Annotated in this window: 21 protein-coding genes; 7 read left to right on the top strand and 14 right to left on the bottom strand. The window is 49.0% G+C overall.

The annotated features are described in order from the left end of the window. Positions 1–173 precede the first annotated feature (173 nt). The 3 genes from ACS5WU_RS07560 to ACS5WU_RS07550 are packed head-to-tail and all read left to right on the top strand — an operon-like array spanning position 174 to position 2,969. Entirely contained in the window at positions 174–1,673 is a 1,500-nt protein-coding gene (locus ACS5WU_RS07560; RefSeq protein WP_046443627.1) for a sodium-dependent transporter, read from the top strand. Continuing rightward, positions 1,670–2,176, top strand: coding sequence for a DUF6560 family protein (locus tag ACS5WU_RS07555; RefSeq protein ID WP_302760362.1), 507 nt, complete (start codon positions 1,670–1,672; stop codon positions 2,174–2,176). The genes ACS5WU_RS07560 and ACS5WU_RS07555 overlap by 4 nt, the downstream gene beginning before the upstream one ends. 16 nt (positions 2,177–2,192) lie before the next feature. Continuing rightward, a complete protein-coding gene (locus ACS5WU_RS07550; RefSeq protein WP_059108761.1) occupies positions 2,193–2,969 on the top strand; it encodes an SDR family NAD(P)-dependent oxidoreductase in 777 nt (258 codons plus the stop codon). A 39-nt stretch (positions 2,970–3,008) separates the two neighbouring features. Here ACS5WU_RS07550 and ACS5WU_RS07545 read toward each other — a convergent pair whose 3' ends face one another. From ACS5WU_RS07545 to ACS5WU_RS07535, 3 genes are all read right to left on the bottom strand, one after another. Further along, complete coding sequence (locus ACS5WU_RS07545; protein WP_046443624.1) at positions 3,009–3,548, bottom strand: DUF2812 domain-containing protein; 540 nt, start codon at positions 3,546–3,548, stop codon at positions 3,009–3,011. Beyond that, positions 3,545–3,826, bottom strand: a complete 282-nt coding sequence (locus ACS5WU_RS07540) for a PadR family transcriptional regulator (RefSeq protein WP_200896524.1) — start codon at positions 3,824–3,826, stop codon at positions 3,545–3,547. Before ACS5WU_RS07540 ends, ACS5WU_RS07545 begins: the two co-directional genes overlap by 4 nt. Before the next feature lie 172 nt (positions 3,827–3,998). Then, complete coding sequence (locus ACS5WU_RS07535; RefSeq protein WP_302760366.1) at positions 3,999–5,666, bottom strand: AMP-binding protein; 1,668 nt, start codon at positions 5,664–5,666, stop codon at positions 3,999–4,001. Positions 5,667–5,910: 244 nt separating this feature from the next. Here ACS5WU_RS07535 and ACS5WU_RS07530 point away from each other — a divergent pair, with 244 nt between their 5' ends. Then, positions 5,911–6,120, top strand: a complete 210-nt coding sequence (locus ACS5WU_RS07530) for a cold-shock protein (protein WP_046443621.1) — start codon at positions 5,911–5,913, stop codon at positions 6,118–6,120. A 103-nt stretch (positions 6,121–6,223) separates the two neighbouring features. Here the strand turns inward: ACS5WU_RS07530 and gadC are convergent, their stop codons facing one another. After that, complete coding sequence (gene gadC / locus ACS5WU_RS07525; RefSeq protein WP_082103470.1) at positions 6,224–7,834, bottom strand: glutamate:gamma-aminobutyrate antiporter; 1,611 nt, start codon at positions 7,832–7,834, stop codon at positions 6,224–6,226. A gap of 124 nt (positions 7,835–7,958) precedes the next feature. Then, positions 7,959–9,359: a glutamate decarboxylase gene (locus tag ACS5WU_RS07520; RefSeq protein ID WP_052740467.1), complete on the bottom strand. Its 1,401-nt coding sequence runs from the start codon at positions 9,357–9,359 to the stop codon at positions 7,959–7,961. A gap of 272 nt (positions 9,360–9,631) precedes the next feature. Between ACS5WU_RS07520 and ACS5WU_RS07515 the strand changes: the two genes are divergently transcribed. From ACS5WU_RS07515 to ACS5WU_RS07505, 3 genes are all read left to right on the top strand, one after another. Then, entirely contained in the window at positions 9,632–10,306 is a 675-nt protein-coding gene (locus tag ACS5WU_RS07515; RefSeq protein ID WP_046443620.1) for a response regulator transcription factor, read from the top strand. Then, a complete protein-coding gene (locus ACS5WU_RS07510; protein WP_046443619.1) occupies positions 10,303–11,613 on the top strand; it encodes a sensor histidine kinase in 1,311 nt (436 codons plus the stop codon). The genes ACS5WU_RS07515 and ACS5WU_RS07510 overlap by 4 nt, the downstream gene beginning before the upstream one ends. 229 nt (positions 11,614–11,842) lie before the next feature. Next, positions 11,843–12,871, top strand: coding sequence for a PTS sugar transporter subunit IIC (locus ACS5WU_RS07505; protein WP_046443618.1), 1,029 nt, complete (start codon positions 11,843–11,845; stop codon positions 12,869–12,871). A gap of 61 nt (positions 12,872–12,932) precedes the next feature. Here the strand turns inward: ACS5WU_RS07505 and ACS5WU_RS07500 are convergent, their stop codons facing one another. The 9 genes from ACS5WU_RS07500 to ACS5WU_RS07460 all read right to left on the bottom strand — a co-directional run bounded on the left by ACS5WU_RS07500 (position 12,933) and on the right by ACS5WU_RS07460 (position 23,313). Then, positions 12,933–13,754, bottom strand: coding sequence for an SDR family NAD(P)-dependent oxidoreductase (locus tag ACS5WU_RS07500; protein WP_059108757.1), 822 nt, complete (start codon positions 13,752–13,754; stop codon positions 12,933–12,935). 29 nt (positions 13,755–13,783) lie between these two features. Continuing rightward, on the bottom strand, positions 13,784–14,953 hold the full coding sequence (thiI, locus tag ACS5WU_RS07495) for a tRNA uracil 4-sulfurtransferase ThiI (protein ID WP_302760367.1): 1,170 nt from the start codon (positions 14,951–14,953) through the stop codon (positions 13,784–13,786). A 28-nt stretch (positions 14,954–14,981) separates the two neighbouring features. After that, the gene (locus ACS5WU_RS07490; RefSeq protein WP_302760368.1) at positions 14,982–16,124 is read right to left on the bottom strand and encodes a cysteine desulfurase family protein; all 1,143 of its coding nucleotides are present in this window, start codon (positions 16,122–16,124) and stop codon (positions 14,982–14,984) included. After that, on the bottom strand, positions 16,105–16,293 hold the full coding sequence (locus ACS5WU_RS07485; RefSeq protein WP_059108755.1) for a hypothetical protein: 189 nt from the start codon (positions 16,291–16,293) through the stop codon (positions 16,105–16,107). Before ACS5WU_RS07485 ends, ACS5WU_RS07490 begins: the two co-directional genes overlap by 20 nt. A 62-nt stretch (positions 16,294–16,355) precedes the next feature. Continuing rightward, entirely contained in the window at positions 16,356–17,771 is a 1,416-nt protein-coding gene (locus ACS5WU_RS07480) for a S1C family serine protease (RefSeq protein ID WP_465089072.1), read from the bottom strand. Positions 17,772–17,881: 110 nt separating this feature from the next. Next, on the bottom strand, positions 17,882–19,306 hold the full coding sequence (locus ACS5WU_RS07475; protein WP_465089071.1) for a sensor histidine kinase: 1,425 nt from the start codon (positions 19,304–19,306) through the stop codon (positions 17,882–17,884). 519 nt (positions 19,307–19,825) lie between these two features. After that, positions 19,826–20,497: a response regulator transcription factor gene (locus tag ACS5WU_RS07470; protein ID WP_046443613.1), complete on the bottom strand. Its 672-nt coding sequence runs from the start codon at positions 20,495–20,497 to the stop codon at positions 19,826–19,828. Between the two features lie 12 nt (positions 20,498–20,509). Continuing rightward, positions 20,510–20,953: a 2-thiouracil desulfurase family protein gene (locus ACS5WU_RS07465; RefSeq protein WP_465089070.1), complete on the bottom strand. Its 444-nt coding sequence runs from the start codon at positions 20,951–20,953 to the stop codon at positions 20,510–20,512. Between the two features lie 11 nt (positions 20,954–20,964). Further along, positions 20,965–23,313, bottom strand: coding sequence for an endonuclease MutS2 (locus ACS5WU_RS07460; RefSeq protein WP_302760498.1), 2,349 nt, complete (start codon positions 23,311–23,313; stop codon positions 20,965–20,967). Positions 23,314–23,416 lie beyond the last annotated feature (103 nt).

The raw sequence follows: 23,416 nt of genomic DNA, 5'->3' as shown, positions 1-23,416 counted from the left end.
CCTGAAACAGAAGAAGCGCAAACGCTGTATTCGTAAAGCTTTTCCATTCAATCGCTTTGTGCTGTTATAACGCGTTGGAATTGACAAGCAGTATGATCTTTATTTCCCACTTGTATTTATGCTATAATGAATCATATTTGCACTTATATATTATTCAATGGGGAGTACTATTTATGAAACGTGAAACCTGGGGTTCTCGCTCGAATTTTATTTTTGCGGCAATCGGTTCTGCCGTTGGTCTTGGAAACGCATGGCGCTTTGCAGGGCAGGTTTACCAAAACGGCGGCGGCGCATTTTTGCTGCCTTATATCATCGCTATCTTTGCAATCGGCATTCCAGTTTTGATGATGGAGCTGGCAATCGGTAAAAAGTACCAGCTGGGCGCGCCGTCCGCGTTCGCCAAGATGAACAAAAATTTTGAGTGGATCGGCTGGGCGGGAATTATCATCGCCTTTGTGGTTGCGGCATATTATTCCGCGTTGGTTGCATGGGTTGTAAACTATATCTTTGCTTCCTTCACAATGGCATGGGGCGGCGATCCCGCAGGCTTTTTCAACGACACCGTATTGCAGATTTCACAGAATCCGGGACAGTTGCAGGGCTTTTCCCTTCCGGTGCTGATCGGCCTTTTGATTACATGGATCGTTGTCATCGTCGCCATGCGCAAGGGTGTGGAAAAGATGGCAAAAATTGTAAAATGGATCGTCATTATTCCTGTTGTGATCCTGATTATCATGTGTGTGCAGGCAGTGAGTATGCCGGGCGCTTCCGAAGGAATCAGGTATTACATTACGCCGGACTGGTCTGCGCTTGGCAACCTTGACGTATGGCGCGCTGCATTTGGGCAGGTCGCCTACAGTATGAGTATTTTATTCGCGCTGATGATCACCTACGGCAGCTTTTTACAAAAGGACAGCGACATCCCCAAAGACAGCATTGTCATAGGCCTTGCCGACATGGGAATCAGCCTGCTTGCTGGTTTTGTGGTGTTTTCCACGCTTGGATACCTTTCCTTCCAGAGCGGTACGCCCATCGCGGATATGAACTACCAGGGCGTGATGCTTGCGTTTGTGACCTATCCGCAGGCGCTTTCCGTATTCCCGGGCGGGCATGTGGTCGGTGTCATTTTCTCGCTCCTGTTCTTTATCATGCTGTTTGCCCTTGCAATCGATTCCCTGTTTTCGATTGTTCAGGCGGTTTCTACAGCGGTCTCCGATAAATTTAAAATCAAGCCCCGCAAGGCGCTCTATGGAACCTGTCTTGCGTGCTTTATCCTTGCGCTGCTGTTCGCGACCAACGCGGGTATGTATTGGCTTGATATCATCGACCACTTTGTAAACGAGGGCAACCTGCTGTTTATGGGTATCTTTGAGACGATAGCCGTAGCATGGATTTTTGGGATCAACAAGGTGCGCGAGTACATCAACAGCTCCACTAAAATCAAAATTGGAAAATGGTGGAACGTATTTTTGAAATACCTGTGTCCGATTGTGTTTATTTTCCTTGCGTCAAGCTTCCTTGTGTCCAACATCATGACGCCTTACGGCGGCTATGACCTGCAATATATTATGATCGGCGGATGGGCTCTCGTTGTCGGCACCTTTGTGCTTGCGCTCATCATTCCAAAACTCACTTCCCGCAAAAAGAAAGGAACGGGTGAACTTGCCTCATGATGCAGATTTGGCAGGGCGCGCTCCTGATTGTACTCGTCGCGCTCGGAATCAACTTCATCATTTATGCAAACAAGCATCCCCTTGTGCGCGTGATTGATCCGCATAAGGATTTTACCGTGCGTTATCCGCGCATCTTTCTTTGGCTTGGCGTCGTCTTTTTTTCAGTGCTCGGCTGCCTGCTCCTGCTATTTTTGGTCTGGCAGGCATTTGACGCGCTGAAAATCGTCCTGTTGTCGGTGCTTGCCGCATGCGGCGTACCCGTCCTGCTTTTGGCGCTTGTCTGGCGCATCAAGGTCTACGACGAATTTATCATTACTGCCTCCATGTTTGGTGTCAAAAAACAGGTTTATTATAAAGATATCAAACGGGTTGTCGTCACAAAAAACACTTTTTTTATGGAGACGACAATCAAGAATTATCGTTTTAACGCAAACATTATTTACCGTGAGGAATTTCTCCTGCGGCTCAGCGAAAACGGTGTGGACATCGAACGTTTTTTTTGAAAGAAGGTTGTTCTGAATGGAATTTAACAATAAAAAAATCGTGATCACAGGCGCTTCCTCCGGCATTGGCCTTACGCTCCTTGAGCATCTTGCGGCGGTTCCGGGGGCGCAGATTATCGGCGTGGCGCGGCATACGGACAGTATTACCGCGCTTGGCCTTGCGAATGTAACGGCCCTTTCCTACGATATGTCAAAGCCCGAAGCGATTGACTCCATGCTAACGGACTGTATGGAACGGCTCGGCGGGATCGACGTTTTTTTTGCGAATGCGGGCTATGCCTATTATGGAAAAATCGGTCCGGCAGACTGGGCAAAAATGGAAGCGATTTACGCGACAAATACTTTTGCGCCCGTTTATACGCTCCAAAAGCTGTTGGAGCTGCAAGGCTCAAAACGCTTGCATTACGTGATTACGGATTCCGCGCTTGCAAAGGTCGCAATTCCCGGGTTTGCCTTCTATTCCGCAACCAAATACGCGATTGACGGCTTTGTGAACGCTTATGCGTTTGAAAAACCGGATAACGTAATCCTTTCCACCGTCTATCCCGTATCGACCAAAACCAATTTTTTCAAGCGCGCGGCAAACGCCGCACCCCTTCCCTTTCCGACGCAAACGCCGGAGCAGGTGGCGGTATCCGTCATCAAAGGGGTGCGTAAAGAAAAGCGGTATATCTATCCCTTCGCAAGCTATGGTTTTTTCAACTGGCTGTGGAACTTCCTTCCATTTTTGAAGAGCGGTTACCTTGCTCTTGAGGACCGCAAGTTTAAAAAATGGCTGAAACAGAATCCCTGACCGTAATAAGAAATACCGGCGGATGTCCGCCGGTATTTCTTATTCGTCCCTCTTTTTATATATTTTTCGCAGGAATACCCCCAGCACAACCGCCATCACAGCAAAGATCGCAACCGGCGCCACATAATCGATCCAGTCAGTAAAGCTTTGCGGAAACGCCGCGTATGCAATCGTCGTTACGGCAATCCCCGCAAGCATCAGTATGATAAGCGCACGCAGCACATTCATAACGTTTGCATTTCTTTTTTCCAGGCTTGCTTTGTCCGTAAACGCTTCCGGGCGTTCGCCCGTATATTCCCTGCGCCATACGTAAATGCTCGCCATCCTGCCCATAAACTTCCAGCCAAAATCCTCGTAAAGCTCTCGATAACCCTTTTTGGGAAAAGCGTTGAGATCCATCACATATCGATATTTTTTTGGCTGTGTTTTGTGAAACACCATCCGGAAAGAATCCGATTGCCTGATCCTGTCTATATTCCAGCCCTCCGCCGCCATGTTCTCCATAAAGCGTTCCCAGTCTGCGGGCGCGGCATATTTATATGTCGACCACCATACCGCCTTTGTATCCTTGCTTTTCATAACAACCCCTCCACCGCCTCATAAAGCTCCCTGATCCGGCGCGCTTCGCCGGTCAAAATCCGCATTCCAAGCTCTGTAATCACGTAACTCTTCCGGCGATCGTCCTCGCCGGTCGCGCAAATCAAACCGTCGCCAAGCAGCTTTGATATGCTCTGGTAAATCGTGCCCGCGCCAAGCCTGATCCTGCCATTTGTAATCTCTTCCACATGCTGCATAATGCCATATCCATGCCGTTCCTCCCGCAGGGACAACAGGATGTAAAACATCGTCTCGCTCATCGGAATATACCGTTTTTCCGCTTTTTTGAAATCCAAAGCAATCACCCCCCCTTATATCTCATTGCGATATATCACGCTATGATATAATCATATATCATATTGTGATATATGTCAAGCAGAAAAAGTATACAAAAAAGGCAACGGGAACCATTTCCGTTGCCTGCTATTTTTCTCAGATTGAAAACCGTTTGATTGATTTCTTTGTTGTTTTCGCAAATTCACTGTCACGGATCTTAAGCTGTTGTATGCTTTTAAACGCAGGCAGCTGGCGGTTTACCTTCTGAATATCCTGTTCAAGCTTTGCCCTGATTTCTTCAGCCTCCTTTCCCGCCGTATATTCCTCCTGGAGATACACCTCGGCGCACAGCCTCTTTTCATTCATACCATTCACAAGCGGCGCATAGACAACGATTTCACTGATGTAAGGAATCCGCTGCTTAATAAAATCTTCAATCTCCTCCGGATAAACGTTCTTTCCGTTCGATAAAACGATCAGGTTCTTTTTTCGCCCGGTTACAAACAAAAAACCCTCTTCGTCAAAATGTCCGATATCACCGGTATCGAACCATCCATCTTTCATCGCCTGCCGTGTCGCCTGTTCGTTTTTATAATAACCAAGCATCACATTATCGCCTTTTACCCAAATTTCGCCTTCTCCATTCCCGTCGGCATCCACAATCTTCACTTCGCAGCATGGAATGGGTACTCCTGCCGAACCATCCCGATAACAGCGGTTTCCGTTTACAGACACCAAGGGGGAGCATTCCGTGATCCCATAGCCGACCACAAGCATAATTCCCATCTCACGGAACGAGCGCATCAGTCTTGCCGGAAGCGGCGCTCCCCCGCAGAGCAAAAGTTTCAGGTTTCCGCCAAACAATTCTTTGATATCCCTGAAATATTCATCCCTGTTGTCAATTCCACGTTTCATTTCATCGTTGCTCTTTGCAATCAGTGTTCTAAGCTCTTCTTCTCCGTTCTTTTCCCTTGCGTCTTTCCAGATCATGTATTCGAGACGTTCGATAAACAACGGAACAAGGAATACAGCATCAGGCTGAAACAATTTGAGATTATCTGCAAAATAGCGCAAACTGTTGTTAATACAAATCGTTGTACCATTTTGAATCATCATCACAATGCCATGTGTGCATTCAAACGAATGATGCACCGGCAGCACAGACAAGCATACCTTTCCGATCTCAAGCAGGCTTAATCCGCCTTCAGAAGCCGCCAGAATGCTTTTTTGGGAAAGCATAACCCCCTTGCTTTTCCCGGTCGTTCCAGACGTATACAAAAGCGACGCCATCCTGGTTTCGTCGATTTCCCGCTGCTCATAGCCACGGCTTTCCTGCTTTCCCTGTTCGATCAGTCCGTAAAGCCCCAAATAATCGTCCTCCGCTTCCGGCAGATCCATATCGATATAACAAATCGCTTCCGGCAGGCTTGCGGCTATGCTTTGCATCGTGTCCTGGTATTCGCCTGCAAAAATGACGCAGGCGGCCTCACTGTCCGCGATAATATTGGCAATCTCATCATCCTGTAGCTCCTTATCGATCGGCACCGCGGCTCCCACGCCGCAAAGCACTGCGAAATAAGAAACCAGCCATTCATAGCTGGTTGGTCCAATAATCGCAATATTTTTATCTGCCAGCCCCAAACCCAACAAAGCGTTTCCAAGAGCGTTCATATCATCCATGAATGTTTGATGCCCGATTCCGCGAATTTGCCTGCCCTCAGTCCTGATCCGCAGCATATCCCTGCCCTTATAAACATCCCCTGCGTGATGGAGCATATCCCTCAAATTTTTTTCTTTTCTGTCTGTTTTTTGATTATATTCCATTTTTTCCCCTAACTGTCCGTTTTCTTCATTTTAGCACATATTCTGTCCAATAACTCCCTATTTCGAAAAATAAAACCAGTTTTAATATTTATTTGACTTTTCTACGCGACCATGTTATACTAAAAAAGTATTTTATGTATTGATAGACCTCGTATTTGTGTAAATCGTTGTTCTTGATGATTTATAGAAATATGAGGTTTTTTTGTTACATCGGATATCAAATAATTTTTAGGAGGTACCAATTATGAATAATGGTACAGTAAAATGGTTTAACGCAGAAAAAGGCTTTGGCTTTATCACAAACGACGAAAGCGGCGAGGACGTATTCGTACATTTCTCAGGTATTGCGGCAGAGGGTTACAAATCTCTTGACGAAGGCCAAAAGGTAACGTTTGACATGGAACACGACGCAAGAAGCAACAAAATGAGAGCTTGCAACGTTTGTATGGCGTAGTATTACAAATTCAGTAAAATTACGTGCAATGTACGTGCTGCAACTGAAAAAACAACCGTGGAAATTTCCACGGTTGTTTTATTTCAGGTTTTCCTGAATGACTCTATTTATTTTGTGGATTCTGCGGCCCTTTTGCGGACCGTGCCGCATCTGCCGTCGCATTTGCGCTTTGGCCTGCACTACCGGTCGGAGCCGAAGTTCCTGCGGTTGTTTGTGCAGCCGCGCCAGCCGCAGCGGTTCCTGCCGCCGTAGCGTCATCCGTCACCGGAGGCATTTTAACGCCTGGCGGGAGAGGATTCTTTTTCCTCATAAAGTGGTAGATAATAAACGGTACGAACACCACCACCACAAAGCTGATGATCAGGATCGTCAGGTACTGTGTCGACGCACCCGGGCCTGTGAGCTGAGACGGCGGGACAAACGAGATCACAAGTGCGAAGATCGAAACGATCAGGCCAACGATAGCCATAACCATTTTGATACCTTTTTTCTTGGATATCTCAAACGCCCTCGGCAGGTCTCCATGCTTCCTCACCAGCTTGATATAGGCAAGGAAGAAGATGATATAACCCACAATGTAAATGATAACCGTCAGCGATATTGCGGTAAAGAACGAAACATTGCTTCCGCCGCCGCCAAAGGTCAGCACTGCCGCCCAGATCGTTACGATCACGCCCTGCAGCAACAGGAACTTTGTCGGAACGCCGTGTTTGTTCGTCTCAGACAGCTTCTTTGGCAGAAGCCCGTTTTTACCGGCTTCGAGCATACCCCAGGAGGGGCCGACCACCCAGGCGGATACTTCTGCGATTACGCCGACCGCAATCAGTATTGCGATTACGCTTACAATCCAGTCCATACCGCTTCCGAAGTGGTGCACCAGGCCTTCAAATCCCTGGATAACGCCTGTCGAAAGGCCAAGCTGGCTTTCCGGTACCACCGCTGCGATTGACGTGCCGCCAATCGTATTCAGCACGATAGCCAAAATAACCAGAATAATGATCGCCAGCGGATAATCCTTCTTTACATTTTTCATCTCGTTGGCATGCGTAGCAGAAGCCTCGATGCCCGCGTACGCAAGAATAAAGGATACGAACACAACCAGCGTATCGAGCTTGGTGAAGTCCGGTATCAGCGCCTTTGCATCGAGCGGCACAAGACTCTTGCCGCCTGTTGTAAAGAAGCCGATCGCAAGGGCAAACAGCACAATGGCAGGGATCATAATACCAAATACAAAACCGATCTTTGAAATCTTTGCCGTAAACTTAGTGCCTTTGAACTGCGAGAATGTCAGCGCCCAGAAAATGACCAGAACACCGATAAATTTAATCGCCGGATTATTGTTGAGCGCATCCCAGTGTAATACGTAAGACAGCGCGCCCAGGATGAAGTAGATCATCGTGACAAATCCAACCGTAATCTGGAACCATTGGAAAAAGATGTTTGCAAAGCCCCATTTTTCACCCAGCATATTACCCGACCATGTATAAACGCCGCCGGTATCCCAACCCTTTACCGTCGCCATTTCCGCTGCCGAAAGCGCGACTGGCAGGAACCATAGGACGCCGCCCAGGATCAGGAAGAATACAAGTGAAAAACCGGAGGATGCAAATGTTGGATATTCATATACGGTCATAACCATCGAGGCTGTGATCGCAAAGAATCCGAACAATGTCAAATGCTTATTATTTGAAGCAGCATTCGCAACTGTTTTCATTTCATTACCTCCTCTTTCTGCAAGAGATTGACCACGCGGCGGGATCAGTGCGCCCGCCGCGCCATCAAAATTAATTTAAGAATAAACAAGAGTTTTTTTAGTTGCCGTTCCTGTTTTTCAGGTGTTAGTGCGTAAAGCCCTGAGCGCCTGTCTTCTGCTTGCCGGGCGCTTCTTCCTTGGTGTTCTTCTCCAGATATTCGATTGCCATCTTCATATCCTGTATGAGGGAATCAGCCATGTTATAGGAAAGGTCCGCACGGACTACATAACGCTGGATTAGCACATTCGTCATGTTTTCAGGCAGCGTGTATGCAGGCACCTGCCAGCCCTTCATCGCAAGCCTGTCCGCCAGTTCGTAAAGCGTCCATTTGTGCTTGCTCGGATCTGAAAGCTTATAGCAGATAACCGGAATGTTACTTCCGTCGTTATAGATTTCAAAGATGCCAAAATCTTTGATTGCCTGTGTGAGGTGCAGGCCAACCTCTCTTGTGTGGCCCTGGACAAGCTTAAGTCCTTCAAGGCCGTAACGCAGGAAGATGTAATACTGTCCAATGATCTGGCTTCCTGAACGCGAGAAGTTGATTGCCATCGTGGGTTGTTCGCCGCCCAGGTAATTTACGTAGAAAATCAGCCTTTCCGGCAGGTATTCCTTGTTTTTCCACAGAACCCAGCCGATACCCGGATATACAAGGCCGTATTTATGACCGGATGTATTGATGGAATGTACGTTTTTGAGTCTGAAATCCCATTCGAGGTTCGGATGTACGAACGGTACGAATAATCCGCCTGAAGCGCCGTCCACGTGGATACCGATCGGCACTTTTGCCGTTTTATTATGTTCTTCTACGAGCTGGTCGAGTTTTTTGATGTCGTCAAATTTACCTGTATATGTGATACCGAGGATCCCGACAATACCGATTGTATAATCGTCAACATAATCCATTACCGTATCCATATTCATGCTCATGTGCTGTTCGTCGAGCGGCACAAGGCGCATTTCGATATCCCAGTATACGCAGAATTTTTCCCAGCATACCTGATATCCTGATGAAATAACCAGATTCGGTTTTTTGGCTTTGATGTCGATGCCCGCTTTTTCAGCAAGGTCGCGCCAACGGAATTTCATTGCCATGCCGCCCAGCATGCAGGCTTCCGAGGAACCAACTGTGGAAGTCCCCATTGCCTCGCCTTCCGGCGCGTTCCAGATATTTGCGATAATATTGACGCAACGGTTTTCAACCTCTGTCATCTGCGGATATTCGGATTTATCAATCGCATTTACCGCAAGGGTTTCAGCCATCAGCTTTGTAGCCTGGGGCTCCATGTAGGTCTGGCAGAACGTTGCGAGGTTCTGGCGGGCGTTGCCCTCGTCGATCAACTCGTCTTTGATCAGGCGGTATGCCACATCAGCCGGTACCGACTTCTGATTGAGCGAATTTTTCGGCATTCCTTCATCTGCCTCAAAAACAGCGAGATTGGGAGATACTATCTTTTCTTTCTTTAACGGTGTGTTTACGTGTAACATTTTCTTCACTCCTTACATTTTCCAAGACTTTTTTCGAATTGTGAACTGCTCATGAACAACTATGCTATGTTTAACTCTGGTTTCTAAGAGCTAAACAATACATTGTCAATTTTAATGTTCCTTTTTTATCCTCTTGGTCTCGAGTTTTCGCTTTGTAATCGGCTTTTTCCTTTTGGCTACTTCATTTTCGGTTCACAAAAATGATATACTATAGAAGAAAAAAATTTTTATACGGCGCGAATAACAATTCGTTTTGCCGCAGGAGTATGCAAATGTTTCATATATTGGTCGTGGAAGACGATAAAAATTTAAGAAGGCTGATGGCAACATACCTCATGCAGGAAGGCTATGAAGTCTATCATGCGGACGATGGCGAGGCCGCGCTCTCTATTCTTGATTCTACACATATCGATCTGATTATCAGCGACATTATGATGCCGAATATGGATGGTTACGAGCTTACGGAAGAGCTCCGCGCGGCGGGTTATACCCTGCCGATTTTGATGGTGACCGCCAAGGAAACCTTTGAGGATAAACGAAAGGGTTTTCTGGTGGGCACGGATGATTACATGGTAAAGCCCATCGATATGGAAGAAATGCTGCTGCGTGTTGCCGCGCTTTTGCGGCGCGCAAATATCGCCAACGAGCACAAGCTTGTTTTGGGGGACGTTACCCTCGATTACGACACCCTGACTGTAAACGCGCATGATAAAATTTACGAGCTTCCGAAGAAGGAATTTTATTTGCTTTTCAAGCTGCTGTCCTATCCCAAAAAAATATTCACGCGTCAACAGCTGATGGATGAAATCTGGGGCATGGACGCGGAGACAGACGAACGCACGGTTGACGTGCATATCAAGCGCCTGCGCGAAAAATTTGACGACCTTTCCGAATTCAAGATCGTCACAATTCGCGGTCTTGGCTATAAAGCGGAGAAATATGTATGAGGCATGGTCATTCCATCCAAATCAAATTTATTTTGGTGTTTGTGGGAATTTTATTAATTTCCTGCATCAGTTCCCTTTTGCTTGCTTCCGGTTTTATGCGCAATTCCATCCTCGAAGACATGGAGGGACAACTGCGGCTCACCGCGGAAAGCGTAGCCAACCTCTCCACCTCGACAGATATGGATGTGGAGGAAATTATCGAGGCGGTCAATAACCCCTTCTATTCGATCACGGTTTTCGATCCGGACTCCGGGCAGACGCCTGAAGCCCTGGAAGGCGTCGATCTTTCTTCTTTGAAAACAAACCAGATTTATCTTGCGCCGCAGGACAACGCCACTGTCCCCGTGGCTGTTTTAAAGACGAGATCCTCTTATATCATGATTACCTCGCATACGGACCGCAACGAGCTTGTCAGTTTCCAAAACAGCGCCCTGATTGCGTTGTTGTTTTGCGCTGTAATCGGAGCAATGCTGATGCTCGTAGGCATCACGCAAATTACCAAGCCTGTAAAACGCCTGACGCGCGCGGCAAAGGAAATCGGAAAAGGCAACTTTGACATCAGCATTGAATACGATTCGCCAGACGAGATCGGTCAGCTCACGCAGAGTTTTAACGCAATGGCGCGCGAGCTCAAGGGCATGGAATATCTTCGCAAGGATTTTATCAGCAGCGTTTCACATGAATTCAAAACTCCAATCGCCTCCATCCAGGGCTTTGCCCGCCTGCTCAAAACCAAGAACCTGACGCCCGAGGAATTTGACGAATATACGGATGTAATCATCAACGAGAGTATGCGGCTTGAGCGCCTTTCCTCGAATATGCTCCGTCTCTCGCGGCTTGAGAACCAGACAATCCCCGAGGCAAGCACCGAATTTTCGCTCGACGAGCAAATCAGGAACACCCTTTTGCTCCTTGAAAACGAGTGGACTGCAAAAAACCTTGAACTTGATATCGATATGGAATCCGTAAAATATACGGGAAATGAAGAGATGCTCCAGCAAGTGTGGATCAACCTGCTTTCCAACGCCATCAAGTTTTCCCATGACGACGGAATCCTTACCATCCGCCTCAAAAAAGAAGACGCATGCGTCCGTGCTGAAATCACAGACAATGGAGTAGGTATTCCGGCGGCAGCGCAGCCGCGTATCTTTGAAAAGTTCTATCAGGGCGATCCTTCCCGTGCCCGGCAGGGCAACGGGCTTGGGCTTGCTATCGTGAAGCAGATTTTGGAAAGCTGCGGCGGCGATATCACATTCACAAGCGAGGAAGGCATAGGCACAACCTTCATCGTAACGCTGCCCGATTGATCTGCCATAGAATCTAATTTGAATATTTTTTCACAAAAACATGATTTTTCATTGAAATCATGTTTTCTTTTTTGTATAATAAAAACTATCATATGGTGTCATGTGTACTTAAAGCCACATGGTTTCTAAGTTGTGAAACATTTGTTTCCCGGTATACGTACCGCTTAAGAAGTAACCAGTTATTGCTGTTACAGCAACAAATCTTTACTTTTTAGGAGGTCGTTTTTTTATGCAAAAAAATGCAAAAGCAACAATCAAAAAATATGCCAAGCGGTGGTTCATCGACGGCATGGGCGCAATGGCGCTTGGACTTTTCTCCAGCCTGATTATTGGGCTGATCATCTCGCAGCTCGCTACAATTCCGGGGCTTTCCGTGCTCAGCCAGTTCACGGAGGTGTTGAGTGCAAAATCTCCTGTGGTGGGTGCGGCAATCGGCGTTGCCATTGCCTTTGGCCTTAAAAACAAACCTCTCGTTATTTTTTCGTCAGCCGCGACAGGTGCGTTCGGCTATGCGATGGGCGGACCTGTAGGCGCTTATGTAGCGGCGCTCGTCGGCGCGGAAATCGGCAGGCTTGTTGCAGGAAAAACACCGGTGGACATCATTGTATCGCCTATCGTAACGATTCTCGCAGGCGGCTTTATCGGCCTGCTCGTAGGACCGCCTCTTAATAATTTCATGACATGGCTGGGAGATTTCGTAAATTCCGCGACGGTACTCGCACCGCTCCCAATGGGAATTATCGTATCTGTCATCGTAGGCATGGTGCTCACCCTGCCGATCAGCTCTGCTGCGTTGTGCATTATGATGGGTATCAGCGGGCTTGCGGCGGGCGCCGCAGTTGCCGGCTGCTGCGCCAACATGATTGGCTTCGCAGTGATGAGCTTCAAGGAAAACGGCTGGGGCGGTTTTCTGGCGCAGGGCCTTGGCACTTCGATGCTGCAGGTTCCAAACATTCTGCGGAGACCGCAAATATGGTTGCCCCCTATTATAGCTTCGGCTGTTGTGGGGCCAATCTCCACAATGGTTTTCCAGATGTCCAATACCGCAACCGGTGCGGGCATGGGTACGTCCGGCCTTGTGGGGCAATTCGGCGCATGGGCGGCTATGAGCGCGACTACGCCGGCTCCTATGCTGATCTTTGAGATTGCGATCGTGCATTTTATCCTGCCGGCTGTAATCACGCTGATCTTTGCCGCAATCATGCGAAAGGCCGGCTGGATTCGTCCACAGGACCTCAAGCTTGAGCTGATGAATTAGGTACTTTAATGCAAAAAGAGCGGTTCCCTTTTGGGAGCCGCCCTTTTTTTGCGGATTACTTTTAAAACGAAGTCCAGCCGCCGTCCGTTTGCAGCGTAGCGCCTGTCATATGTGTTGCATCGTCCGATGCGAGGAATAATATAGACGCTGCCTGCTCCTCCGCCGTAGCTTCGCGTTCCTGCATCGTTTTTGTTTTCTGCCCTGCCATGGACTGCGCTTGCGCGGCATCCAGCCCCTGTTTCATCGCTTCCTTTTGCTTTTCCATGACAAAAGCATAAGCCTCCTCAACCATCGGCGTAGCCGTTCCCGCCGGATTGACCGAATTCACGCGGATATTGTAACGCGCGTAATCGAGGGCCAGGTTTTTTGTCAGCCCGTTCACGGCATGCTTGGAGGCCACATAAGCCGGATTACCCGGGAGCCCCGTCATACCTGCAATAGAAGCGTTGTTGACAATCACACCACCGTTTCCCTGCTTCAAAAATTGCAGGATCTCATGCTTGGCACAGAATAATACGCTATAGAAATTATTGGCAAACGTAAAATCCATCGCTTCCTTCCCAATTTCATGGACAGGACTTGGATTCCCCATCACGCCTGCATTGTTAATAGAAATATCGAGTTTTCCAAATGTCTTGACCGTTTCTTCAATCATTTTGGCTGCATTTTCCTCAATGGAAATATCGAAGGGCAGAAAAATCGCGTCCCCGCCTGCATCTCTGATCTCTTTTAGAACTTTCTCTCCTTCTTTGGCGCGTTTATCCACCAATACGACCTTTGCGCCTTCCTTAGCGGCCCGCCTTGCCGTGGCTGCGCCAATCCCGCGTGCCGCACCTGTAATGATGATGACCTTGCCTAAAAACCTGTTCTCAAAATACTTCATAACCGCATCCCTCCCTTTTTATACCTTTTTCAGTCGATCCGTATGTATTCCGCCGTTTCGACCGCCTGCGCAACCAGCGCCTCAATATCAAGAACGCTTTCCGCTTCAACAATGCGCTCAAGCTTTGGCCTTGTGGTGGGATGCTTGGGCACAAATACCGTACAACAGTCCTCGTATGGAAGAATCGATGTTTCATATGTATTGATTTTATTTGCGATATCGATAATATCGATTTTGTCCATTCCGATCAGGGGACGGAATACGGGCATGGAAACCACGCTGTTCGTCACATAGATGCTCTCCATCGTCTGGCTCGCCACCTGCCCGATGCTTTCGCCCGTCACAATCGCCTGCGCCCCGCAATTTTCAGCGAGCCTTTGCGCGATACGCATCATAAACCTGCGCATGATGATCACAAGCATCTCGTGCGGACATTTTTCGTAAATCTGCATCTGGATATCCGTAAAGCTTACAACATTCAGCCTGATCCTTCCGGAGTATTCCGATACGATTTTAGCAAGGTCGATTACCTTCTGTTTCGCCGCCTCGCTGGTGTATGGAAAACTGTGGTAATGCACCGCGTTGAGTTCAACGCCACGTTTGGCGATCATGTATCCCGCAACCGGGCTGTCGATCCCTCCGGATAAAAGCAGCATCGCGCGTCCATTGGAACGCTGCGGCATTCCGCCCGCGCACGGAATCACATCGATATAACCATAGCATTTTTCCCGCACTTCCACATAAACCGTAAAATCTGGATGATGCACATCCACGCTAAGCCCTTCTACAGCCTCCAGAATATTCCCGCCCAAAGTCGCGGCAAGCTGCATGGAGGAAAGAGGGAAACGCTTGTCCGCACGCTTTGCCTGCACCTTGAAGGTCGCCTTTGCAATGCCTTTTCCCGCCATGTAGTCCTTCACCATACGGATCAGCATTTCATTGATGGAATCCATATCCTTTTCTGTCTCTTCAGCGGGCGAAAGCGAATGCAGCCCAAATACCTTTGTGATCGCCTCCACCGCACGCGGCAATTCCCCGTCAGAAATTCCGGTCACATAAAACCGTCCGTAGCCTTTTTCTACCTTTGCGTCTGGAAACTCTGCCAACGCGCGCTTGATCGCCTGCCGCTGCAACGATTCAAAGTGCGGCCTGTTGAGGCCCTTTAAATGAATTTCTCCGTATCTAACCAGCAATATCATATCGTTTTCTCCCAATCCAAAAACATCTTTACTTTCTTGTAAACCGGCGCAGTATACCGGCATTTCTTTCAATTTCCTGCGCGGCGCGGCAAACCTCTTCCCCTGTCGTAAAGGGCGAGAAGCTGATTCGTACGGCTCCCGCGGCTTCCTCTTCCGTCAGCGAAAGCGCTGACCTGATCCTGTTTTTCCCTTTTTTTGACGAGCACGCCGAGCCAGTGGAAATATAAATCCCCGCTGCCTCCAGCGTGTGCAACAACGTTTCTCCATTTACGCCCAGCACCGCCAGATTGACAATATGCCCGCATGCCCTCTCCTTATCCCGGGGAGAAAGCACTACAAGGTCCGGTATATTTGAACAGGCGTTCAGAAAAGTTTCCCTCAGCGATTCAAAGTGCCTGTGTTCTACGTTTTTTTCAAAATACTCCACAGCGGCGGCGAAGGATAATATCCCAAGCGTATTCTGCGTACCGGAACGCAGCCCCGCCTCCTGTCCGCCGCCAAGCAGATACGCCTTGAGCGGCGCCCCCTCGCGGTAAAATATTGCGCCCGTCCCTTTGTGGGCGTGAAGCTTATGGGCGCTCACCGTATAATAATCGATATTTGCTGTGTTTTTCAGCTTTTCCTTGCAGTACGCCTGCACACCGTCCACATGGAACAAAGTTTGTGCGTTTTTTGCCTTGATGAGCGCGGCAATTTTTTCCACATCATTTTTCGCGCCTGTTTCATTGTTCACGTGCATCACGCTTACCAGCGCAGTATTTTCATCCACAGCCCCTGCAACGTCATCAGGAGCGATCAGGCCGCTTTTGTCCGGCTTTACAAAACGTACTTCGAATCCCTGCTCCTGCAGGAATTTAAAGCTTTCCTCCACGCATGGATGCTCCGCGCCGCCGCATACGTAGTTCATTTCCTTTTTTTTGCGCGCTCCGCGCAGAATCACCGTGTTTGCGCTTTCTGTTCCACAGCTTGTAAAGACGCATTTATGCCCCGCGCCGCCGAATGCGCGCAGCAATATTTCTTTTGCCTCGTTTATTTTATTTTGCACGCGCGTCGCACCCGCATAGAGCGCCGAAGGGTTCTGCCATGCGTCCTGCGCGTATTCCGCATATATTTTATTACACTCTGCAAGCGGCTGTGTCGTCGCCGCATTATCAAGGTAAATCTCCTGCATTCCAAATAACCTTCCAAATCCCGCATTTTACCAAACAACCCCTGCCGGGCAATGATGGACCGTTTTTTATTATATCACATTCAAAAACAAAAAACGCGGCTTGCGCGTTTTTTGTTTGCATATTCTCTTGCAGCTTTTTTTGCCATATGCGGCTTGCGCCTGCTCCCATAAAGGCTCCGGCGCTGTATATCAAAACGCCTGCACAAAACGTGCGGGCGTTTTTGATACTGGTTATCCCAGATTGTTCATGTCCTCCAGGACAAAATTAACTTCGTATTCTTTTCCTTCTCGCCACACCTTTGCCGTCACGGTATCTCCCACCGCCTTTTCAGAAAGTACGGGCATGTCTGCACCGGTCGTAAGGTCTACGCCATCCATTTCCACAACGACATCGTTCGGCTGCAGGCCCGCCTTATCCGCAGGGCCTCCTGCCGTTATATCTACAATCAACGCGCCGCGTGGCGTTCCCCACAGCTTTGCATCCACCTCGGAAATCGGGCTGTAGCTGATACCGATACCCGCGCGCGGGATGCTTCCGTTCTGGATAAGCTGCTGCGCGATATCGATTGCCTTATTAATCGGTATCGCATATCCAACGCCTTCGGAATTCAAAAGGTTTCCGTCGCCGTCAATGCCGGAGTAAAATTTCTTCGCTGTCGTTACTCCGACCACCTTGCCGTCCTCGCCAACGAGCGGCCCACCTGAGTTTCCTGGGTTGATCGCAGCGTCCGTCTGGATCATATTCATTGTGATCCCGTCAAGCGAGACCTCCTTATCCACGATGCTTACGTGCCCAACCGTAACGGAATTATTGAACTTTTCGCCGCGGATATTGCCGATTGCCACTGCAAGCTCTCCCGCCTTAACGGAATCGCTGTCGCCAATCGGAACCGCGCTGAGCCCAAGGTTATCCACTTTAAGTACCGCGATATCCGTGTTGGAATCGCCACCGACCTTTTCCGCAACGTGCTCCTGTCCATCCGGCGTCGTAACCTTAATGAGGTTTCCGTCCGCAACTACGTGGTTATTGGTCAGGATATATCCGTCGTCCGAAATCACAAAACCCGTACCCGCGTCAAGCGCCTGCTCAACCGGTTCCTGTCCTGAAACGAGCTGCTTTGTGTATGCTGTAATGCCCACAACGCTGCCTGAAATATTCTCTGCGATCTCAACCGCCGGATTCTGCGAATTTTCGATTGCCTTCGCGTCGCCGCCGAGCTCCGGGCTCTCTCCTGTCGTCTCCTGTTGCTGGGCTGCCTCCTGCTTGGTCGGAAGCTTGGGCGCAAGCGAACCGCCATATACAAGCGGCATAACCACAAAAGCCGTAAAAAGGCTGCCCACCAGCGCCGCAGCCACCGCGACTGCAGTTATTATTACGCCAATTCCTCTTTTTTTCTTTTGTTTCGGCGGCTTTTGTCCACCCATTCCCGGAGGAACATCCTGCTGCGGCGGAATATTTTGCTGCCCCGGTGCATTCGTCACCGGCTGGGTGCCGTATGGATTTGCGTTCTCCGCGGCCTGGGCGTTGCCCTGCACCGGCGGGACGCTGTTTTGGGCGGTTCCTGCGTCCTGAACCGGTGGCACATTCGGCTGGATGGGCGGCTGGTTCTGCCCGTTCATGCCGTTATTAAAATCGTTTTCGTTCATCTTGTCTTCTCCTCCTCGGGTTGCTTTTATACAATACCGTATCAATTATTTCATATCTTTCATCTTACCTGTGCAATGTGAAGAAATTGTGAATAAATTTTAAAAGAATTTTATACTTTCTTCAGTGTAAACGTAAAGACCGTGCCATTCTTCTCATCCGATGTTACCCATATCTTTTGCCCGTGCGCTTTCAATATGTTTTTCACAATAGAAAGGCCAAGCCCTGTCCCTTCTTTTTCGCGGGAATGCGATTTATCGATCTTATAAAAACGGTCAAACAGATACGGGATATCCTCGCTTGGTATCACATCCCCTGAATTCATAATATGCACAAGCACATTATCCCCTTCTATTTCCGTTGATATTCCCAGTACTCCGCCTTCATTTACAAATTTGATCGCATTCTCAATGATATTGTGCAACACCTGAATCAGCCTGTTCTCGTCGGCAAGCACGTACACCCTGTCCTGCGTAAGCCCGAGCTGCACGTCTACATTTTTTGCCGTAATCTTGCTCTCAAAGGAAAGCAGTGTGCGTAAAATTTGTTCATTGAGGTCCAGCCTCTCCATTTCCATGGGGAACTGGCCCGACTCAATTTTGGACAGATCGAGCATTTCGTTGATCAGCAGGCTGAGCCTTCGCGTTTCATCCAGCACGACGTCAAGGTAATGCTTTGCGTCCTCCTGTGGGATTGTTCCGTCTGTAACGCCCTGTACGAGCCCCTGGATCGACGTAAGAGGGCTTCGCAACTCATGCGATACGTTTGCCACAAGGCTTTCGCGCGTCATTTCATATTTTTTGAGGTCCTTTGCCACGCTGTTAAACGTATCGGCAAGCTGTCCGATCTCATCCCTGGAGCTGACTCTCAGGCGTATATCGAAATCCCCCTTGGCCAGCTGGCGGGCTCCAACCGTCACCACCCCAAGCGGCCGAAGCATACTGCGCGAGAAAATATAGGTCAGCACAATTCCAAGCGCCGCAGACAGGCACGCGGCCAAAATAATCTGGCGGTACAAAGCCATCAGCGATTGTTCCATGCCATAGATCTGCTTATGCACAAAAACGTAGCCAATCACCCTGTCGTTTGTAATGACGGGCGAGGCTACCGTAATGACGGGCGTATTGAAAACATTAGCTTCCTCGGTCACCATTTTGACCGAATTTCCCTTATTGAGCTCAGCAATCATGTTGTCGTAATATTTTTGAATTTCTTCCTGCTCTATCGTTGCTTTTCCGCCGCTCATATCGATGGTGAGCCATGGCGTACCATCGCTGTTTACAATCCAGATCGCATACTGGTTGGTGCTTGCCTTAACAAATATCTGTCCTGTAATCTGATCCATGGAAAGGGAATTATTGACATAAAAAGAAACCCACGACTGCACATCCTCCGCCGTGGCAAGCATTTGCTGCTCGCTGTCGTCAAGATACGCGCTCCTGATCACCTGGCTCATCATGAGTCCTGAGATCACAAGCGCAACCATGATGATTACCATAAACAGCAGCATAATCTTACCAAAAATGCTTTTAATCATCCGTTCCCCCGGTTTTGCGTTTTTCTCTTCTGCTTTTGATTATAAAGTCCTTTTATGACCAAAGTGTAAATAAACCTTTAAAATAATTCCCCACTTTTACATAAGCGCCGTGCGTCTTATACTATCACATGATACCGTTCGGGATATGTTTAAGCTGTGCCGCTTAATTTCACGCCGCATCAGTCCTTGCATTCAAAGCCTGTTTACTTACGTGCACAAAGGCATTTTCATGCAACAGACTGACCCGGCGCAGGCATACGCTTTTGCCAATAATGTGTATAAATTTTGCAGACGCTTTCGGCAAGCGCATAAAATACCGCACTGAGGAGCTTCAGCAGCCGTGACTACGTTGTAACGTTTGTGCTTTAACAGGCGGATGCAGAGCGCCGTACATCGTTTTGGTTTTTGAACTGTACGGCGCGTCTCCGAAGCGCGGCGTTTTATGTGCCCGCCTTCGAGTCTCTCGAACGGTATCATATACACTTACGCCCGCCGCTGTTTCGGCGGGCGGTAATATCCTTATACCTCGAATTTATATCCGACGCCCCATACCGTTTTGATCTGCCACGGTTCGTCGTCTTTGAATTTCTCGCGTAAACGTTTGATATGTACGTCCACCGTACGGGAATCCCCAAAATATTCAAATCCCCATACCTGCTCCAAAAGCTGATCCCGCGTAAACACCTTGTTGGGCCTTGACGCGAGGAAATAAAGCAGCTCGATCTCCTTGGGAGGCATCTGTACTTCCTTGCCTTCGTAAATCACCTGGTAATTTTGCATGTCGATCTTAAGATTTGGATATTCCAGGATGTCCGACTTATCCTCCTGCGTGCTGCGGCGTATGACCGCCTTGACACGCGCCACAAGCTCCTTGGGATCAAACGGCTTTACAATATAGTCGTCCGCGCCAAGCTCAAGCGCAAGCACCTTGTCGAACGTTTCGCCCTTTGCCGTCAGCATAATGACGGGAACATTGGATTTTGCCCTGATCTGCTTCATCGTCTCGATTCCGTCCTGCACCGGCATCATGATATCAAGCAGCACAAGATCGTATTGCTTTCCAAAAAACAAATCCGCTCCCAGCTTGCCGTCCGCAGCTTCCGTAATCTCATAGCCCTCCTTGCGAAGGTAGAGCTTTACGACCTCCCTGATGTTTTTGTCATCATCAATGACCAAGATATTCTGTTTCATTATTTTTCTCCTTTATGGAACTTCGACCACCCTTACGCCGTTTTTTCTGAGCATTGCGCACGTCACGCCGCAACCATCCCTGAGCCTTCCGCTGAAGCTTCCGTCATAGATTTTCGTCACGCCGCAGCTTGGGCTTTTCGCTTTCAGCCATACCTCTTCAAAGCCTCCGCGAAGCGTAAAGTCCAGAAATTTTTCGGCTCCGTCCAAAAATTCTTTTGTAATATTCTTACCTTCTTTATTATAAACACAAGCCCGTTTTTGTAAAACGTCATCCCCGTCGCCGCCGCGTATTTCAGCCGGAGGGCGTGGAATGCGCAGGCCCGCCATGGTTTCCGGGCACGCACACACCGCTCTTTTTTCCTGCACCATGCGCATTACTTGTTCGTCCGGCTTCGCAGTGCCGTCATAACGGCAGCATTTTCCTGCAAGACAGGCGCTGACCAGAATTTTCTTCATCCTATCCTCCGCTATTTAAGCGTAACAATCGTAACGCCGATCCCGCCTTCCCCGTACTCTCCAAGGCGATGCCTTGCAACATGCGGATGCGTTCTCAGGTAATCCTGCACGCCGTTCCTGAGCGTTCCCGTACCGCGCCCATGAATAATCGTTACCTCATGGTAGCCTGCCAAAAACGCATCGTCCAGATATTTATCAAGCACAATGAGCGCATTATCCACCGCCTGTCCGTGCAGGTCGAGCTCCATTGGTACGCTCCTGTTTGCATTCAGACTGATATGCGATGTTTTTACAGCGTTTTTGCCGCCTTTTTCCTGCTGTGAGGGCGCAAGCTCCGAATAGTGCAGCTCCACCTTCATGATGCCCGCCTGCAACCGGACCATGCCTTTTGCATTGGGCGGCTCCAATACGGTTGCCGGCGCGTCCATGGAAAGGATCGTTACCGTATCGCCCGTGTGGATATCCTCCGGGCGCACTGTTTTTACCCTTTTCTGTACTTTTTTATGTTTTTCAATCGACTGTTTTTTGTCTGTGATCCGGTCCCTGACCTTTTTCACTGTCTTCGTGCGATCCGCTTCATTTTGCTTTTTGAGCTTTTTGGTTTCCTCGATCACATCCTCAGCAGTTTCCTTTGCGTCGTTGAGTATCTCGATTGCCTTTTCATTCGCTTTTTCAAGAACCTTTTTACGTCTTTCCGCGGCTTTCTTCGCTTCCTCGTCCGCGCGCCGGCGCTGCTCCTTTGCCTGTGCAAGGGCTTCACGCGCCTCGCTCATCATCCGATCCGCACGCGACTGTGCTTTCTCCGCATTCTCGATCAGCCTGCTGTATTCGACATGCTCCCTGTCCATATATCCCCTTGCACGTTCGATCACGTGCGTTGGAAGCCCCAGCTTCTGTGAGATCATGATTGCATTTGAGCGCCCCGCAACGCCCATGAGCAAATGATAGGTCGGTGTGAGGGTGGCTGCGTTAAACTCCATACTTGCGTTTTCAAAGCCCTCGCGCTCTCCCGCGAACGCTTTGAGCTCTCCAATATGCGTCGTTGCAATCACCTGGCAGCCCTTATCATCAAGCTCTGCAAGCACTGCCTGAGCGATTGCGCTGCCCTCCTGCGGATCTGTACCCGCACCGAGCTCGTCGAGCAGCACAAGGGAATCTCCATGCGCATGGTGCAGCGCATAAATAATATTTTTCATATGTGCGGAAAAGGTGGACAGCGACTGCTCTATACTTTGTTCATCTCCGATATCCGCAAATACTCCGTCAAACACCGGCATTTTTACAGGCGACTTTGCAGGCAGAAACAGCCCTGACTGCGCCATAACCGCAAACAGTCCCACAAGCTTGAGCGTAACCGTTTTTCCACCCGTATTCGGGCCTGTTACAATGAGAGCGCGCACCCCGTCCTTCATATGCAGCGTTACCGGAACGACAACTTTCGGATCGATCAGCGGATGTCTTCCCGCATTAATCTCAAGCCGTTTCTGGTCGTTAAAGGTCACCGGAACCGCATCCATCTCAAGCCCAAGCGATGCTTTTGCAAAGATAACGTCAAGCTCTGTCAGAAGCTCCACATCTGTTTCTAACTCTTCGGAAAACGCACTGACCATTGCCGTGAGCTCCGCCAGGATACGCGCTGTTTCACGCATTTCCTCCGCCTCCAGCTCACGGATACGGTTGTTCGCCTCCACCACGCCCGCAGGCTCGATAAATAGCGTGGCGCCTGACGCGCTTTTTTCATGCACAATACCAGATACATTGCCTTTATATTCCGCTTTGACCGGCACGACATACCTGCCGTTGCGCTGCGTAATGATTGCGTCCTGTAAATACTTCGATTCACCCTGTGAACGGATCATGGACTGCAGTTTTTCTTTGATCGTCTCATTTTCCCTGCGGATTGCCCGGCGGATACGCCCAAGCTCCGGGGAGGCCCCGTCAGCAAGTTCCTCTTCAGATAAAATACAATCGTCCACACGCTTTATAATCGCGTCGTCATAATAGAGTCCGCGCGCTATGCCGGGTATGATCTCCGCCCCCTCGTCCTTAGCAAGCGGGGCTGCCATTTTCGCCGCACGAAAAACGCTCGTGACTCGTAATATTTCGGCGCACGAAAGACTCGCGCCCGTTCTCATACGTTTCAGCTCCGCTTCGATATTGCTGAACGAACACAATGGATAATTCGGCCGCTTGATCAGCAGCGTCTCCGCCTCCATCGTTTTTTTCATCAAAAACTGGGCAGCCTGCAGTGTGCCTTCCGGCTGCAACTGCCTTGCAGCCTGCGCTCCCGCAGGCGATACCGCCTTCCCGGCAAGCCGTTCCAATATGGAGTTGAATTCCAATGCCTGTGGTATATTCATAACTTTAATATTATATCATACAATTTATTTTTTTGATATTACCGGCTGCACCAATCCTTACGAATCTTTTTGACACGGCAATACAAAAAACTCCGGCGATTCC

It is taken from the genome of Christensenella sp. KGMB01412 (assembly GCF_055522415.1).
This window is presented reverse-complemented; position numbering and strand designations above follow the sequence as displayed.